Source organism: Mesorhizobium sp. M0048 (assembly GCF_040323405.1).
In the GTDB taxonomy this organism is placed as follows: domain Bacteria; phylum Pseudomonadota; class Alphaproteobacteria; order Rhizobiales; family Rhizobiaceae; genus Mesorhizobium.
On the sequence record NZ_JAMYUV010000006.1, the window covers coordinates 63,589 to 79,772 of the forward strand.

General features: G+C 62.4%; 16 protein-coding genes. 11 read left to right on the forward strand and 5 right to left on the reverse strand.

Translation table 11 applies throughout. The features are described from left to right. Nucleotides 1–108 precede the first annotated feature (108 nt). Entirely contained in the window at nucleotides 109–1,119 is a 1,011-nt protein-coding gene (locus NKJ84_RS08475) for a ligase-associated DNA damage response exonuclease (protein WP_352506228.1), read from the reverse strand. A gap of 109 nt (nucleotides 1,120–1,228) precedes the next feature. Here NKJ84_RS08475 and NKJ84_RS08480 point away from each other — a divergent pair, with 109 nt between their 5' ends. Both NKJ84_RS08480 and NKJ84_RS08485 read left to right on the forward strand, forming a co-directional pair. Continuing rightward, nucleotides 1,229–2,173, forward strand: coding sequence for a methyltransferase domain-containing protein (locus NKJ84_RS08480; protein WP_352506110.1), 945 nt, complete (start codon nucleotides 1,229–1,231; stop codon nucleotides 2,171–2,173). Nucleotides 2,174–2,228: 55 nt separating this feature from the next. Further along, a complete protein-coding gene (locus NKJ84_RS08485; RefSeq protein ID WP_352506111.1) occupies nucleotides 2,229–2,585 on the forward strand; it encodes a hypothetical protein in 357 nt (118 codons plus the stop codon). Nucleotides 2,586–2,592: 7 nt separating this feature from the next. On the opposite strand, the gene NKJ84_RS08490 is transcribed toward NKJ84_RS08485, so the two are convergent. Further along, nucleotides 2,593–3,456 (reverse strand): prephenate dehydratase, encoded by an 864-nt coding sequence (locus NKJ84_RS08490; RefSeq protein ID WP_254816209.1) that lies wholly within the window; start codon nucleotides 3,454–3,456, stop codon nucleotides 2,593–2,595. A gap of 33 nt (nucleotides 3,457–3,489) precedes the next feature. Beyond that, entirely contained in the window at nucleotides 3,490–4,218 is a 729-nt protein-coding gene (locus NKJ84_RS08495) for a 3-deoxy-manno-octulosonate cytidylyltransferase (RefSeq protein ID WP_352506112.1), read from the reverse strand. A gap of 192 nt (nucleotides 4,219–4,410) precedes the next feature. On the opposite strand from NKJ84_RS08495, the gene NKJ84_RS08500 reads away from it, so the two are divergent. The 9 genes from NKJ84_RS08500 (at nucleotide 4,411) to NKJ84_RS08540 (ending at nucleotide 14,873) form a co-directional block, all read left to right on the forward strand. Next, nucleotides 4,411–5,064 carry a c-type cytochrome gene (locus NKJ84_RS08500; protein ID WP_352476004.1) on the forward strand — a complete coding sequence of 218 codons (654 nt, stop codon included), beginning with the start codon at nucleotides 4,411–4,413 and terminating at the stop codon, nucleotides 5,062–5,064. A gap of 173 nt (nucleotides 5,065–5,237) precedes the next feature. Then, on the forward strand, nucleotides 5,238–7,121 hold the full coding sequence (locus NKJ84_RS08505; RefSeq protein WP_352506113.1) for an extracellular solute-binding protein: 1,884 nt from the start codon (nucleotides 5,238–5,240) through the stop codon (nucleotides 7,119–7,121). After that, nucleotides 7,121–8,989, forward strand: a complete 1,869-nt coding sequence (locus NKJ84_RS08510) for an extracellular solute-binding protein (RefSeq protein ID WP_352506114.1) — start codon at nucleotides 7,121–7,123, stop codon at nucleotides 8,987–8,989. Before NKJ84_RS08505 ends, NKJ84_RS08510 begins: the two co-directional genes overlap by 1 nt. Before the next feature lie 30 nt (nucleotides 8,990–9,019). Then, entirely contained in the window at nucleotides 9,020–10,114 is a 1,095-nt protein-coding gene (locus NKJ84_RS08515) for a microcin C ABC transporter permease YejB (RefSeq protein ID WP_254816205.1), read from the forward strand. Continuing rightward, nucleotides 10,114–11,253: an ABC transporter permease gene (locus NKJ84_RS08520; protein WP_352506115.1), complete on the forward strand. Its 1,140-nt coding sequence runs from the start codon at nucleotides 10,114–10,116 to the stop codon at nucleotides 11,251–11,253. The genes NKJ84_RS08515 and NKJ84_RS08520 overlap by 1 nt, the downstream gene beginning before the upstream one ends. Nucleotides 11,254–11,477: 224 nt before the next feature. Then, complete coding sequence (locus NKJ84_RS08525) at nucleotides 11,478–11,711, forward strand: hypothetical protein (RefSeq protein WP_352506116.1); 234 nt, start codon at nucleotides 11,478–11,480, stop codon at nucleotides 11,709–11,711. Continuing rightward, nucleotides 11,711–12,211, forward strand: a complete 501-nt coding sequence (locus tag NKJ84_RS08530; RefSeq protein WP_352506117.1) for a type II toxin-antitoxin system VapC family toxin — start codon at nucleotides 11,711–11,713, stop codon at nucleotides 12,209–12,211. The genes NKJ84_RS08525 and NKJ84_RS08530 overlap by 1 nt, the downstream gene beginning before the upstream one ends. Beyond that, nucleotides 12,208–13,836 carry an ABC transporter ATP-binding protein gene (locus tag NKJ84_RS08535; RefSeq protein WP_352506118.1) on the forward strand — a complete coding sequence of 543 codons (1,629 nt, stop codon included), beginning with the start codon at nucleotides 12,208–12,210 and terminating at the stop codon, nucleotides 13,834–13,836. The genes NKJ84_RS08530 and NKJ84_RS08535 overlap by 4 nt, the downstream gene beginning before the upstream one ends. 95 nt (nucleotides 13,837–13,931) lie before the next feature. Further along, the gene (locus tag NKJ84_RS08540) at nucleotides 13,932–14,873 is read left to right on the forward strand and encodes a 2-hydroxyacid dehydrogenase (RefSeq protein WP_352506119.1); all 942 of its coding nucleotides are present in this window, start codon (nucleotides 13,932–13,934) and stop codon (nucleotides 14,871–14,873) included. Between the two features lie 26 nt (nucleotides 14,874–14,899). On the opposite strand, the gene NKJ84_RS08545 is transcribed toward NKJ84_RS08540, so the two are convergent. Next, nucleotides 14,900–15,202: a Dabb family protein gene (locus NKJ84_RS08545; RefSeq protein ID WP_254816201.1), complete on the reverse strand. Its 303-nt coding sequence runs from the start codon at nucleotides 15,200–15,202 to the stop codon at nucleotides 14,900–14,902. A gap of 25 nt (nucleotides 15,203–15,227) precedes the next feature. Beyond that, the gene (nudC, locus tag NKJ84_RS08550) at nucleotides 15,228–16,169 is read right to left on the reverse strand and encodes an NAD(+) diphosphatase (RefSeq protein WP_352506120.1); all 942 of its coding nucleotides are present in this window, start codon (nucleotides 16,167–16,169) and stop codon (nucleotides 15,228–15,230) included. Nucleotides 16,170–16,184 lie beyond the last annotated feature (15 nt).

The window sequence follows — 16,184 nt, forward strand, 5'->3', positions numbered from 1 at the left end:
CGCGGCGGCGAAGAAGCCAATCTCCCCCCTTGCGGGGGAGATGGCCGGCAGGCCAGAGGGGGGTGTGAAGGATCGCGGCGCCCGCGATTGGTGGTTCAACAATTGCCATCAATCGCCCTCGTCCTCATAGCCGACGAGATGCAGCGGCCTGGCGGCGATGCCTTCGAGTTCGCACCAGCGCACCAGCGCCTCCTCGCGGCCATGCGTCACCCAGATTTCTTCCGCGCCGGTCTCCTTGATCGTCGCTGTCAGCTCGTCCCAGTCGGAGTGATCGGAGATAATCAGCGGCAGCTCGACGCCGCCCTGCTTGGCGCGCTGGCGGATGCGCATCCAGCCTGAGGCGAAGCACGACATCGGATCGGGAAAGCGCCGCGCCCAGCGATCGGCGAAGGCGGATGGCGGGCCGATGACGATGGCGCCGGCAAAGTCGCTTTTTTGGCCGGTCTCGACGGTCGCCGGTTCCAATGTGCCGAGATCTATGTCCTGGCTCTGGTAATATTCGCTGAGCTTGGCCAGCGCACCATGGATGTAGATCGGCTTTTCGTAGCCGGCATGGCGCAGCAGCCGCATGATACGCTGCGCCTTGCCCAGCGCATAAGCGCCGACCAGATGCGTGCGCTCGGGAAACTGTTCGGTCGATTTCAGCAGCCGGGCGATCTCTTCGGAATCGGGTGGATGGTGAAACACCGGCAGGCCGAACGTCGCCTCGGTGATGAAGACGTCGCACTGGAGCGGCTCGAACGGGTCGCAGGTCGCGTCGTTCTGGCGTTTATAGTCGCCGGACGCGACGATGCATGTGCCCTGATGCGCGACCTTGATCTGCGCCGAGCCCAGCACATGGCCGGCCGGGTGAAAGCTGACGGCCACACCGCCAAGCGCAATCGTCTCGCCGAGCACGGCGGCTTGCGTCGTTCCGGCAAAACCTTCGCCGTAACGCAGACCCATAATATCGAGCGTCTGCTGCGTCGCCATTACCGAGCGGTGGCCGGAGCGGGCATGGTCGGAATGGCCATGCGTGATCAGCGCCCGGTTGACCGGCCGCACCGGGTCGATGAAGAAATCGCCGGGCGGGCAATACAACCCTTCCGGCCGGGGATGAAGCAGGTCGCTGGCGCGCATGGCCCCAAGATAGGCGCTAATTCCGGCGCGGGAAGCCTGTTGTAAGTCACTGCTGACTCCAGCATAGAGCGCAAGCCGGGCTGCAAACACCCGGCGGAACTCGATCACGATGAAACCGCTCCAGACCTCGTCCGGCGATTTGACCGCCGACCGCCGCGCCGACTATGCCGAAATGCTCTATGCATCCGGCGATCATGCGGCAGCCGCGGAATTGCTGCTCGGCGCGCTCGAACTGGCGCCGCAATGGCCAGCCGGCTGGTTCCGCCTCGGCGAGATGCAGGAAGCGGCGGGCGCGCCCGATCGTGCCGCGCAGGCCTGGACGACGGCACTGCGGCTCGACCCGGCGGACAGGCTCGGCGCGGTGCTCAAGCTGCAATTGATCGGCAGGGCAGCGGCTGCCCAGGCGCCGCCCAGCGCCTTTGTCGAGACGCTTTACGACCACTATGCCGAAAGCTTCGAGGGTGAGCTGGTCGACAGGCTCGGCTACCGTCTGCCCGAATGCCTCGACCGCGCCATCCGGGCAGCACGGCCGGGCCGGTTTTCGCTGGCGCTCGATCTCGGCTGCGGCACCGGCCTCATGGGCCAGAAGCTGCGGCCAATCGCCGATCGGCTGGAGGGTTACGACATCTCGGCCGGCATGCTGAGGCAGGCGCGCGCCAAAGGCCTCTACGATCTGCTCGTCAAGACGGACCTGCAGGATTTTTGCTATTCTGGCCCGAAAGCCGATCTGGTGACGGCGGCCGATGTGTTTATCTATGTCGGCGCACTCGACAGGGTGGTGAACAAGATTGCCGGAATGCTTGCCGGCGGCGGTCTGTTTGCGTTCTCCGTCGAGACGCTCCCGGGCGGAGAATCGTCTGACAGTGCCGGCTTCGCCCTGCAGCCGTCGCGCCGCTACGCGCATTCGCGAGGCTATATAGAGCGGGTTCTGGATGCCGACGGCTTTTCGGTCCTGTCGCTGCAGGCAACGATCATCCGGCAGGATCGCCGCGAACCGGTCGAAGGGCTGGCCGTAGTGGCAAGCTTGCTTTCCGGCAGCGTAAAATCTGGCTAAGACTTCTGCCGCTGCGCATGAGAAGCCGCAGCGGCGAAAGACAAGGAGCACGTTCATGCGCTGGAACATGACGGTCTTGGCATCTTGCCTGGCGATGGCCGGCTGCGTCGGCAATTCGATGTCCGAACGGCAGGACGAAAACGTCCAGTCCTCGCTGCTGTATGACAAGGTGCCTTGCGATCAATTGCTGGCGCAACGAAACGGCCTGGCGCAGCAATATCATCTGCCGGTGGACGCCAAGCCGTCCTTCTCCAACCCGGCGACGGGCTTTGGCCCGTTCACGCCGGATATTCGCTCAAAAGCCAAGCGCGACGCCGACCAGGCAAGCGGCAAGATCGACGCCATGAACCGGTCGATTGCCCGCCGCGAATGCGGCAAGCCGGCCAAAAAGAACAAGCTCGGCCTGACCTGACCGGATCCTAATCCGCCACCTTCCACTGCTCGCGCGAGGCGCTGGCGGGATAGACGCCGAGAATGCGCATTTCGCGCGAGAAAAAGCGCAACTCGTCGAGTGCCAGCTTCACCAGCGGATCGTCGGGATGGCCCTCTATGTCGGCGTAGAACAGCGTCGCTGTAAACGCGCCGAGCTGGTAGCTTTCCAGCTTGGTCATGTTGATGCCATTGGTGGCAAACCCGCCCATCGCCTTGTAGAGCGCCGCCGGCACGTTTCGGACGCGGAAGATGAAGGTCGTCATCATCTTGGCGTCGGCCGAGGGACGTTCGGCCCATTGCTTGTTCTTGGTCAGCACCACGAAGCGGGTGACGTTGCTGTCGGTGTCCTCGACATTCTCCTCGATGATGTCGAGTCCGTAGAGGGTCGAGGCCAGCGCCGGCGCCAGCGCGGCCATGGTGCGGTCCTTCATCGCGGCGACCATCTTGGCGGCGCCCGCGGTATCGCCGGCAACCGCCGCCTTCCAGCCGTTCTTGCGGATGTATTTGCGGCATTGGCCGAGCGCGTGGATGTGGCTGTGCACGGTCCTGATCTCGTCGCGCCTGACGCCGGGCAGCACCATCAGCTGGAAGTGGATCGGCAGAAAGTATTCGCCGATGATGTGCAGCTTCGATTCCGGCAAGAGGTGATGGATGTCGGCGACGCGACCGGCAATGGTGTTCTCGATCGGGATCATGGCCAGATCGGCCTTGCCGGTCTCGACGGCGTTGAAGGCGTCCTCGAAGGTCGGGCACGGCAACGGCTCCATCGACGGGAACATGTTGCGGCAGGCGGTGTCGGAATTGGCGCCCGGCTCGCCCTGGAAGGATATTTTGTTGGTCTTTTCAGGCATGCGCGGAGTCTCGGGAATTGGGGGAAGAATTTCTTAGTTGGAAAGGAGCGCCCTGGCGCGTTCGAGATCGTCCGGCGTATCGACGCCAAGCGGCACCGACTGCACGATCTCCGCATCGATGCGCATGCCAGCCTCCAGCGCCCGCAACTGCTCGAGCCGCTCGCGGCGCTCCAGCGGCGATGGCCTTAGCGCAACGAAGCGTTCGAGCGCGGCGCGGCGATAGGCATAGAGGCCGATATGATGGTAGAGCGGGCCTTCGCCCCAAGGGGCGGTGGCGCGGGTGAAATAGAGCGCCCTGAGCCGCGTCGTCGAGAGTGGCGAGCCGACCAGCTTGACGACGTTCGGATTGGTCTTTTCCTCATCGCGGACGATCTCGACGCAGAGCGTGGCGATATCCACCGCCGCGTTCTCGAAAGGCTTCAGCGCGGCACCGATAACAAGGGGGTCGATGGACGGCAGATCGCCCTGCACATTGACGATCGTCTCGACCGTCTTGCCGGGGTCGAGAATGGTCAGGGCTTCGAAGATGCGGTCGGAACCGGTTTCGTGGTCCGCCCGCGTCATCACCGCCTCGAAACCATGCGCGCGCACCGCCTCCGCAACGCCTTGCGTATCGGTGGCGACGACCACCCGGCCGAGCCCCGCCTCGGCAGCACGGCGGGCGACGTGGACGATCATCGGAGTGCCGGCAATGTCGGCCAGCGGCTTGCCCGGCAGGCGGGTCGAGGCCATGCGGGCCGGGATCAGGATGAGCGTGGACATGAGGCGGGCAGGGGCTCGAAAAAGAGGGGGACAAAAGTGGCAAAAGGTCTCACTGGCAGCGCCCTTATAGGTGTTGCAACGCTGGAGCAAAAGACCTAGTTTCCGCGCGATTTGACCGCCTCGCAGGGTGGTTCACGATACCGACGGACGGAGTGGACGGATCGGTCCGCCGGAAAAGGGAGCCTGGGGCGTATGGATTCCAACGAAGTCAACAAGCTCCTCGCCGGTTTCCTCGGCACGGTGTTCATCGTCTTTTCCGTTGGCATCGTATCTGACGCGCTGTTTGCCTCGCCGACGCCGGAAAAGCCCGGCTTCGCCATCGAGGCGACCGAGCCCGCCGAAGGCGGCCCGGCCGCTCCAGCCGCGGAGGCCAAGCCGATCGCCGAGCTGCTGGCCACCGCCAATGCCGAAGCGGGTGCCGCCATCTTCAAGAAATGCCAGGCCTGCCACTCCGGCGAAAAAGGCGGCCCCAACAAGGTTGGCCCCGATCTGTGGGACATCATCGACCGTCCGGTCGCCGAGCATGAGGGCTTTGCCTATTCGGCCGGCATGAAGGAGTTCTCCAAGGGCGGCAGCGAGAAGTGGACCTACGACAATCTCAACCACTTCATCACCTCGCCGAAGAAGTTCGTGAAGGGCACGGCGATGGGCTTCGCCGGCCTGCCGAAGGATGAGGACCGCGCCAACGTCATCGCCTATCTGCGCACGCTGTCGGACAATCCGAAGCCGCTGCCGGCGCCCGGCGCCTCGGCCGAAAACGCGCCCGCCAAGCCGGCCGAAGGCGCAGCCCCTGCCAAGCCGGCAGAAGGCGCGGCGCCCGCCGCTCCGGCCGCACCCGCAAAATAACAAAACCGTAATGACATAATCCTTGAAAAAGCCGGGTTCAGCCCGGCTTTTTGCTTAGGAAAAATGCATATGCGGCGACAAAGCTTCTCGGTTGCGGTTTTCAGCGCCGCCAAATGATCTAGATTGAGCCCAGACGCTATGGTGACGGCGCTATATCGCGAAGAGGAGAACGCATGACGGTTGGCCGAGCGCGGATGCTTCTGAAATCAGTGCTGATGCTGGCTGCTTTTGCCGGCGGCCTGCAGGCGGCCTTCGCGGACGAATGGCGCACGACCTCGTCGCTGATCGGCGAATCCAAATACGGCGACAATTTCCAGCATTACGATTACGTCAATCCGGATGCACCGAAGGGCGGCACGCTGAATTCGGTTGTGCTGGGCACGTTCGACAGCTTCAATCCCTACATCGTGCAGGGTTCGCCGGCCGCCGGCTTCGCGCAGTTTGGCGGCGGCCTGCTCTACGACACGCTGATGGAGCAGGCGACCGACGAGGGCAGCACCAGCCATCCGCTGATCGCCGACGCCTATAAATATCCGGCCGACTATTCCTCGGCGACCTACCGGCTCGACCCGCGGGCGAAATGGCATGACGGCCAGCCGATCACCACGGACGACGTGATCTGGTCGTTCCAGGTACTGAAGGCCAACAGCCCGATGTACAGCCGCTATTTCGAAAACGTCACCGACGCCGTCGCCATCTCCGACCGCGAGGTCGAGTTCCACTTCAGTCAGAAAGGCAACCGGGAGCTACCGAAGATCATCGGCGACCTCGTCGTGTTGCCCAAGCACTGGTGGGAAGGCACGGACGCCAGCGGCAAGAAACGCGACGTCACCAAATCGACATTGGAGCCGCCGCTGGGATCGGCCGCCTACAAGATCGCCAGCTTCAAGCCGGGGTCCGAAATCATCTGGCAGCGCGTACCCGATTACTGGGCGGCCAAGCTGCCCGTAAAAATCGGCCGCGAGAATTTCGACAGGCAGCGTTTCAGCTATTTTCTGGACGACAACGCCGCCTGGCAGGCCTTTACCAAGGGCGGCTTGGACGACATCAAGCCGGAGAACAGTTCGAGGCGCTGGAACACATTCTATGATTTTCCGGCAGTCAAGGCCGGTGACGTCATCAAGAAGGAATTCAAGACCGCGTCGCCCGAACCGATGCAGGCCTTCATGCTCAACACCAGGCGCCCGCTGTTCCAAGATCGCCTGGTGCGCGCCGCGCTGATGTACCCGTTCGACTTCGAGACGATGAACCGGACCCTGTTCTTCGGTTCCAACACCCGCACCAGCAGCTATTTCCAGGGCACGGAACTGGCGTCGAGCGGCCTGCCGCAAGGCAAGGAACTGGAGATCCTGGAGCAGTACCGCGACAAGCTGCCGCCCGAAGTCTTCACCCAGGAATTCAAGCTGCCGGTCTACGACACGCCGCAGGCGGAGCGCAAATACCTGAAGACCGCGGTCGATCTGTTCGCCAAGGCCGGCTGGGTGATCAAGGGCGGCAAGATGGTCAACGCCAAGACCGGCGAACCGTTCAAATTCGAGATCCTCGGTTGGAACGACACCGACCAGGTCATCGCCAGCCCATATATCGCCAATCTGCGCAAGATCGGCGTCGACGCGACGCTGCGCCTGATCGACCAGACCCAGTATATCAACCGCGTCAAGCATTTCGATTACGACGTCATCATATGGCAACTCGGCCAGTCGGACTCTCCCGGCAACGAACAGCGCGACTTCTGGAGCTCCAAGGCCGCCGATTCGCCGGGATCGCGCAATTACGCCGGCATCAAGAATCCGGTCGTCGATGCGCTGGTCGATCGGATCATTTATGCCACCGACCGCGACGATCTCGTTGCCGCCACCCATGCGCTCGACCGGGTGCTGTTGTGGAATTTCTACGTCGTGCCGCAATATTACCGCGCCGTGGTCTGGCTCGCCTACTGGAACAAGTTCGGTATGCCGGAAAAGCAGCCCGCCTATAGCGGCGTCGACCAGAATTCCTGGTGGATCGACCCGGCCAAGGAAAAGGCGCTGGCGGCCAAATACAAGAGCGGCAATTGATGGCGGCGCTGCCCCGTCGCGACTTCCTCGCCCTGGGCGGTGCCGCCGCGGCCGCAGCGCTGCTGCCCGGCCGGGCTTTCGCGGCCATTCCAACCGGCGTGAAACTGCACGGGTTGTCGGCTTTTGGCGATCTCAAATACGGGCCGGATTTCACGCATTTCGACTGTGTCAATCCGGACGCTCCCAAGGGCGGCCGGATGAATTTCGCCCCGCCGAACTCCACCCTCAATCAGAGCTTCCTGACTTTCAACACACTGAACTCACTGGTGTTGAAGGGGGATTCGCCGCCGCGCACCGAGCTCTGCTTCGATTCGCTGATGGCAAGGGCAGTCGACGAACCGGATGCGGTCTACGGCCTGCTTGCCGAATCCGTTACCTTGTCGCAGGATCGCAATGGCTACCGCTTCAGCCTGCGGCCACAAGCGCGCTTCCATGACGGGTCGCCGCTGACCGCCGACGACATTGCCTTCGCCTTGAACCTCTACAAAGACCGGGGACATCCGAACCTTTCCCAAGCGCTGCGGCACATGACAGAAGCGGTCGCAATCGATCCGCTTACAGTCAACCTTACCTTCAACGGCCAACAGTCCGCGCAGAATATCCTCGCGATCGTCGTAATGCCGATCGTGTCGAAAGCGTTCTACACCGCCAATGATTTCGACGCCTCGACGATGACGCCACCGCTCAGCTCCGGACCATACAGGGTTGGACGGGTGGTGGCCGGGCAGACTGTCGAATATGAACGCGTCGCCGACTATTGGGGCCGCGATCTGGCCGTGAACCGCGGCAGTCATAATTTCGACCGCATCCGTATCGATTTCTACCTTGATCGCCAGGCAGCCTTTGAAGCATTCAAGAAAGGGGATACGCATTTTCGCGAGGAGTTCACCTCGCGGGTATGGGCGACCGGCTACGACTTTCCAGCACTGAAGGATGGCAGGGTCGTCAAACGCGAATTTCCTGGCGAGAAAACGCCATCCATGCAGGCTGTCGCGCTGAACCAGCGCCGTCCGCAGTTCCGCGACATTCGCGTGAGACGGGCAATCGCCTATTGCTTCGACTTCGAATGGACCAGGCGGGTTCTGTTTTTCGACTCCTACGAGCGTTCGCAATCGAACTTCGAGCGATCGGATTACAAGGCCAAGGGCCTGCCCTCACCCAAGGAGTTGGCCCTGCTGGAGCCGTTTCGAGCCGAGTTGCCGCCGGAGACCTTCGGCGAACCGGTGATGCAACCCGTCTCCGACGGTTCCGGGCACGACCGTAAGCTGCTGCGCGAGGCTTCGAGGCTGCTTGCCGAAGGCGGCTGGAAGCGAGCGGGCAATTTCGTCCTCAACGACAAAGGCGAGCGCCTGCGCGTGGAAATGCTTGCCGAGGACGAGGGTCTCGTTCGTATTTTCGCGCCATGGTCCGAGAATATGAAGGCGATCGGCATCGACGCTTCGATCCGGCAGGTCGACTCGACGCAATTTGAAGCGCGGCAGAGCAATTTCGACTTCGACTTCAACATGCTCGCATGGTCGATCGGAGCGACGCCCACCGCCGACGGTTTGGAGATTCTCTACGCTTCCCAAATGGCGAAAACGCCGGGGATGCGCAACTATCCGGGTACGGAAAGCAAAGCCATCGACGCGCTGATCGAGGCAGCCGGCAAGGCGCAGAGCCGGATCGAACTCGTAACCGCGCTCAACGCGCTCGATCGGGTCTTGCGCGCGCGGCTAGACTGGATTCCAACATATCATCTGGCGAATCACCGAGCAGCCTTCTGGGACATGTTCGGCTTTCCCGCTCAAAAGCCGGATTACGACTTTCCGGTCGAGACGTCGTGGTGGTTCGACAAAGACAAGGCGGCAAAGATTGGCAAAGGCTGAGATTTTCGCACAAGCGAGGCAGGGAACCTGATGGGCGCCTATATACTGCGCCGCATCCTGTTGATGATCCCGACCCTGTTCGGCATCATGGCGGTATCCTTCGCCGTCATCCAGTTCGCGCCGGGCGGGCCGGTCGAGCAGGTCATCGCCAGGCTGACCAACCAGGGCGGCAGCGATCGCCTAGGCGGCGGCGGCGGTGATGCCGGCGGCGCCAATTTCGATGTCGCCGGCGACGTCGGCTCGAAATACCGCGGCGCGCAAGGGCTCGACCCGGAATTCATCAAGAAGCTGGAGAAGCAGTTCGGTTTCGACAAGCCGCCGCTCGAGCGCTTCGGCATGATGCTGTGGAACTATCTCCGCTTCGATTTCGGCGACAGCTATTTCCGCGACATCTCGGTGCTCGACCTGATCCTGGAAAAGATGCCGGTGTCGATCTCGATCGGACTGTGGATCACACTCTTGTCCTATCTGATCTCGATCCCGCTCGGCATCCGCAAGGCAGTCAAGGACGGCTCCACCTTCGACGTCTGGACCAGCGGCGTCGTCATTGTCGGTTACGCCATTCCGGGCTTCCTGTTCGGCATATTGCTGATGGTGCTGTTTGCCGGCGGCTCGTTCTGGGACTGGTTTCCGCTGCGCGGCCTCACCTCCGACAATTGGGACCAGCTGTCGTGGCCGCAGCGGATCGTCGACTATTTCTGGCACATGACCCTGCCGCTGACGGCGCTGGTGCTGTCGGCCTTCGCCACGACGACGTTGCTCACCAAGAATTCCTTCCTTGAGGAGATACGCAAGCAATATGTGGTCACAGCCCGCGCCAAGGGCCTGTCGGAGCGGCAGGTGCTTTATGGCCACGTCTTCCGCAACGCCATGCTGATCGTCATCGCGGGTTTCCCCGGTGCCTTCATCTCGGCATTCTTCACCGGGTCGCTGCTGATCGAGAACATCTTTTCGCTCGATGGCCTCGGCCTGCTTGGTTTCAACTCGGTGGTGCAGCGCGACTATCCGGTGGTCTTCGCCAATCTCTACATCTTCTCGCTGCTTGGCCTGTTCGTCGGGCTGCTGTCCGACCTGATCTATACCTGGGTCGATCCGCGCATCGACTTCGAGCGGAGAGACGTCTGATGGAGCAGGCGACAGCCGAAACGGCGCCGCCTCGGATCGCGCGGCCCTTTCTGTCGCCGCTCAACCAGCGGCGCCTGCAGAACTTCAAGTCCAACAGGCGCGGCTACTGGTCGTTGTGGATTTTCCTGTTCCTGTTCGTGCTGTCGCTGGTTTCCGAACTGATCGCCAACGACAAGCCGATCATCGCCTCCTACAAGGGCGAGATCCTGTTTCCGGTCCTGGTCGCCTATCCCGAGGAGAAGTTCGGCGGCTTCTATGCGGTCACCGACTACCGCGACCCGGTCATCCAGGACGAGATCAATGCCAATGGCTGGATGGTCTGGCCGCCGGTGCGCTACTCCTACCAGACCGTCAACAACGCCATTCCCGAAGCAGCACCGACCAAGCCGTCCTGGCTCTACGACAAGAAGACGCGATGCAACCAGTATCCGAAAGGCGAAGCGGACCCCAATTGCAACGTCGGCAACTGGAACTGGCTGGGCACCGACGACCAGGCCCGCGACGTGCTGGCGCGCGTCATCTACGGCTTCAGGATATCGGTGCTGTTCGGCCTGATCCTGACCGCCGGCTCGGCGCTGATCGGCGTGGCGGCCGGCGCCTTGCAGGGCTATTTCGGCGGCTGGACCGACCTTCTTTTCCAGCGCTTCATCGAGATCTGGTCGGCGATCCCAGTGCTGTACCTGCTCTTGATCGTCGCCGCCATCCTGCCGCCCGGCTTCTTCATCCTGCTCGGATTGATGCTGCTGTTCTCCTGGGTGGCGCTGGTCGGCGTGGTGCGGGCCGAGTTCCTGCGCGCCCGCAATTTCGAATATGTCAATGCGGCGCGCGCGCTCGGCGTGCCCAACATCACCATCATGTTCCGGCATCTGCTTCCCAATGCCATGGTGGCGACGCTGACCTTCCTGCCCTTCCTGCTCAGCGGCTCGATCTCGACGCTGACCTCGCTCGACTATCTCGGCTTCGGCCTGCCGCCCGGCTCCGCCTCGCTGGGCGAACTGTTGAAGCAGGCGCAGCGCAACCTCAACGCCCCCTGGCTCGGCATTTCCGGCTTCGTCGTCATCTCGCTGATGCTGTCGCTGCTGGTCTTCGTCGGCGAGGCCACCCGCGACGCCTTCGATCCGCGCAAGACGTTCAGATGAGGGCGATGCAGGCTGGCATTCGGCATGTTATATTCCGGAAATGGCAATCCGGACAAAAGCGGACGTACCCTCAAGTGACCGGCGGCTTTGATCGGTGAAACACCAGTGGCAGCCATCGCTCGATCACTGGAGAGCAAATTGGCCGATATGAGCGAACCCGGAGCCATGACGGTGTGTTGGCGTCCGTGCAGTCCGTCAATCCGCACGTTGGGGAAGGAAGGGTTATGAATAGGATCATCCTTGAACACTACCCGGCATCGAAGCTCCCGGATGAACTGCGAAAAGGCATAGCGCCGAGCGCCTCGGTCAGAGTGACAGTGGAGGAGGAGGCCAACAGGCCCCTTGGCCGCGAACAATTGCTTGAACTCATGCGGGATGCTCAGGCCAACGCGCCGGGAACAAGCCTCGACGAGGCTGTCGCGCGTGTTCGTGCCCTCCGCGATGAGTGGGAGGATTGATGGCTGCAGTCCGGCTTTATGTCGACACCAACATTTTCATCTATGCCTTTGAAAACAATGATGCGCTTGCAAACAAACTGCTTCAGCTCATTTCACTGAACGAGGGCAGAAAGCAGCCTTTCCTGGCGACGAGTGAGATCGTGCTCGCGGAGTTGATGGTCGATCCCTTGAGAAAGAACAATGAGCGACTGATCGAGCTCTACGACAATATTTCAATCGGCAATGCCTTCATCTCAATTGGGACGATAACTCGCGACGTTCTCTGGCACGCAGCACAGTTACGTTCGGAATTCCTTTCGTTGAGATTACCAGACGCGATCCATCTTTCCACAGCGATGCACTTCGGCTGCACCCAATTTCTGACCGCGGACACGAGGTTGAAAGAGACCTATTCTATCGCACCAAATCGTCTCGTCCCCCCTCAAATGGCAGCCAAAATTTCGATCATACGACCGGAAATTTCCGCCTTGGACAGGGTTGTCGCGGAAGTTGAGCTATGACCCCCCCTCTCCTCTCGGTCCAGGATCTCAGCGTCGCCTTCACGCAAGGCGGCAGCCAGTCGGTCGCCGTCGACCATATCTCCTTCGACCTCGCCAAGGGCGAGACGGTGGCGCTGGTCGGCGAATCCGGCTCCGGCAAGTCGGTCACCGCGCTGTCGGTGCTGAAGCTGCTGCCCTATCCGACCGCCAGCCACCCGTCGGGAAAGATCCTGTTCCTCGGCGCCGACCTGCTTGCCGCGGACGAGAGAGACTTGCGCCGCGTGCGCGGCAACAAGATCACCATGATCTTCCAGGAGCCGATGACCTCGCTCAACCCGCTGCACACGATCGAGCAGCAGATCGTCGAGGTGCTGAAGCTGCACCAGGGCCTGGGCGATCGCAACGCCAAGGCGCGCACGCTGGAACTTCTGCACGAGGTCGGCATCCGCGAACCGGAAAAACGGCTCGACGCCTATCCGCACCAGCTTTCCGGCGGCCAGCGCCAGCGCGTCATGATCGCCATGGCGCTCGCCAACGAGCCTGAACTGTTGATCGCCGACGAGCCGACGACCGCGCTCGACGTCACCGTCCAGGCGCAGATCCTCGAATTGCTGGCCGGCCTGAAAAGCCGCAAGAACATGTCGATGCTGTTCATCACCCACGATCTCGGCATCGTCAGGAAGATCGCCGACCGGGTCTGCGTGATGACCAAGGGCAAGATCGTCGAGACCGGCCCGACCAAGGAGATATTCGCCAATCCGCAGCACGCCTACACGCGGCATCTGCTTGCCGCCGAGCCGAAAGGCAAGCCGCCGGCGGCCAACCAGGCCGCCAAGCCGGTGATGGTCGGCAAGGACGTCAAGGTCTGGTTTCCGATCAAGAAGGGCTTCTTCCGGCGCACCGTCGACAATGTGAAGGCGGTCGACGGCATCGACGTCACCGTGCGGGCCGGCCAGACGCTTGGCGTCGTCGGCGAATCCGGCTCAGGCAAGACGACGCTCGGCCTGGCGCTGGCCAGGATGATCTCGTCGACGGGGACCATCCAGTTCAACGGACGCGGCATCGATCAGCTGTCCTTCAGCGAAATGCGGCCGTTGCGACGCGAGTTGCAGATCGTCTTCCAGGATCCGTTCGGTTCGCTCAGTCCGCGCATGTCGGTCGCCGAGATCATCGAGGAAGGGTTGAAGATCCACGAGCCGAAACTGTCTCCTGATGCGCGCGACGAGCGTGTCGTCGACGTCCTGAAGGAAGTCGGCCTCGATCCGGCGACGCGCAACCGCTATCCGCACGAATTCTCCGGCGGCCAGCGCCAGCGCGTCGCCATCGCGCGCGCCATGGTGCTCAACCCGCGTTTCGTCATGCTGGACGAGCCGACCTCGGCGCTCGACATGAGCGTGCAGGCGCAGGTCGTCGACCTCTTGCGCAGCCTGCAGGCCAAGCACGATCTCGCCTACCTCTTCATCAGCCACGATCTGAGGGTCATCCGCGCGCTCGCCAACGAAGTCATCGTCATGCGTAATGGCAGGATCGTCGAGGCCGGTCCTTCCGAACAGATTTTCGGCAACCCGCGGACCGACTATACAAAGGCGTTGATCTCGGCCGCCTTCAAGATCGAAACGGCGCCGGTCGGTATCGTCAGCGAGTAGATTTTCGCCAGAGATCATGCACAAAATCAAAACGCTGCCGCGCCCCTGCGAGTCCGGACGCGAACGCTGTTGGTAAAAGGGAAAAACAATCCGCAATGGAAAAAGGCCGCATCCTGCTTGCCCTCACCGGTATTCATCCGCTGCGCTGGCGCGAACTGCTGTCCGCGGAGCGCGAAGTGGTGCTCGAGCCGAATGGCGCCGGCGATCCCTCGATCACCTATGCTGTGGTGTGGAAACAGAGGCCGAACCTGTTGTCGTCGCTGCCCAATCTGCGGGCTATCTTCTCGATCGGCGCCGGCGTCGACCACATTTTCGCCGATCCCACCTTGCCCGACGTACCGGTCGTCAAAGTGGTCGCCGACAACCTTACCCAGTACATGACCGAATACGTCGTCTGGCGGGTGCTCGACCACCATCGCCAGGGCATGCTCTACCGCGCCCAGCAGCAGAAGAAGATCTGGCACGAGCCGCAGCAGCGGCCGGCCGGCGACATCTCGGTCGGCATTATGGGGCTCGGCACGCTTGGCCGCGCGGCGGCATCGGTACTGTTGTCGCTCGGCTTTCCCGTTAATGGCTGGTCGCGCAGCGATCGGCCGATGGAACGTGTCTCGACTTACGCGGGCGAGGCCGGCCTGATCCCGTTCCTCAATGCCACCGATATCCTGGTGGTGCTGTTGCCGCTGACGCCACAGACGCACGGCATCATCAACCACGGCGTGCTGAAGGAGCTGCGCAAGCGCAATGGCCTCGGCGGCTCGGTGCTGATCAATGCCGGGCGCGGAAGGCTGCAGAAGGACGCCGACATTTTGCGCGCGCTGGACGACGGCACGCTGAAGGAAGCCAGCCTCGACGTGTTCGAGGTCGAACCGCTGCCGAAGACCAGCCCGCTATGGAGTCACCCGAAAGTGTTCGTGACGCCGCACGCGGCGGCAACTTCCGATCCGGTCCACCTGGCGCCGATCATGCTGCGTCAGATGGACGCCTTCGAGCGCGGCGAAGCGCTGGAAAATGTGGTGGATCGCGACGCGGGGTATTGATTTTTTTAGAGCGCCGCTTTCCAGTCTCAGCCCCAGCCGAGCGGCACGTAGTCGATCTCCATAAACGCCTCGACCTCCGGGATCCAGCGGTCGCGGACGAAGGCGACGTGGTCGGGATGGTCGTTATAGCCGGAGTAAGCCCGCTGATCGGCGAACTCCATCGAGAAGCCGAAGCGGTAGTCGTTCTTGGGGCTGACCTGCCGCAACTGCTCGAAATGCGTGACGCCCTTTATCGCCGTGAGGATCGTCTTGGCGTCGGCGAGGAACCTTTTTTCCTCGAGCGAATGCGGCGGGTGCTTTAGCGTGAACACGACGGTGTGACGGATCATTTTTTGCTCCTGCGATGTCTTCGTATCACGCGCTGTCGGCCCAGGCGCGGATGAGATTATAGGCGATCGCCCCCTTCGGCGGTGTCACCAGGCCGCCCGGATGCTCGCGGGCCAGCATCGAGAGCACCTCGTCGCGAAAGAACCAGCGGCAATCTTCCAGCTCGTTGAAGTCGGGGTGGATATCGTCGTTGAGCGGTTCGCCGAAGCAGCCGATCATCAGCGAATAGGGAAACGGCCAGGGCTGGCTGGCGTGGTAGACGACGCGGCCTAGCCGGATGCCGGCTTCCTCCAGCGTTTCGCGGCGCACCGCCGCCTCGATCGTCTCGCCCGGTTCGATGAAACCGGCGAGCGCCGAATACATGCCGGGCCCGAAATGCCGGCCGCGGCCGAGCAGGCATTTTTCGCGCGTCGCCGTCAGCATGATCGCCACCGGGTCGGTGCGCGGAAAGTGCTCCGTGCCGCAGGCCGGGCAATGCCGCTTGTAACCGCCCGCCCGCATCTCGGCTTCGGTGCCGCACTTGCTGCAGAAGCGATGGCTGGCATGCCAGGCAAGCAGCGCCGCCCCTTGCGCCAGCGCGCCGGCGGCCGCTTCGTCGATCAGCCCCTGCATATAGACCGAGCGATAGTCGATGGCCTTGATCGTCTCGGGAAGCTGCTCGGGCTCGACTCCGGCCGGCACCGCCAGCACCGGGCCGCTTTCGGAAAAACCGAGCAGCACGCCGTTTTCGAGCGATGCTTCGAGCGGCCGGCATTCGGCCACGCCGAACCAGGGGTCGAATGCGCCTTGCGCAAGCTTCAGATAGAGCCGGCCGCCACGCATCAGCAAAAGCCGCGCCGAAGGATCGGCGAGCGCCTTTTCAACGGAATCGTCGGCGCGGTTTTCGGACTGCCGGTCGATAATGTTGCCGGCGAAGCCGACGAACTGGCTCGGCTCGCGCAAGGGCGCGTCAAACAGGCGAAAGCTCATGCAGACTCGGGAAGG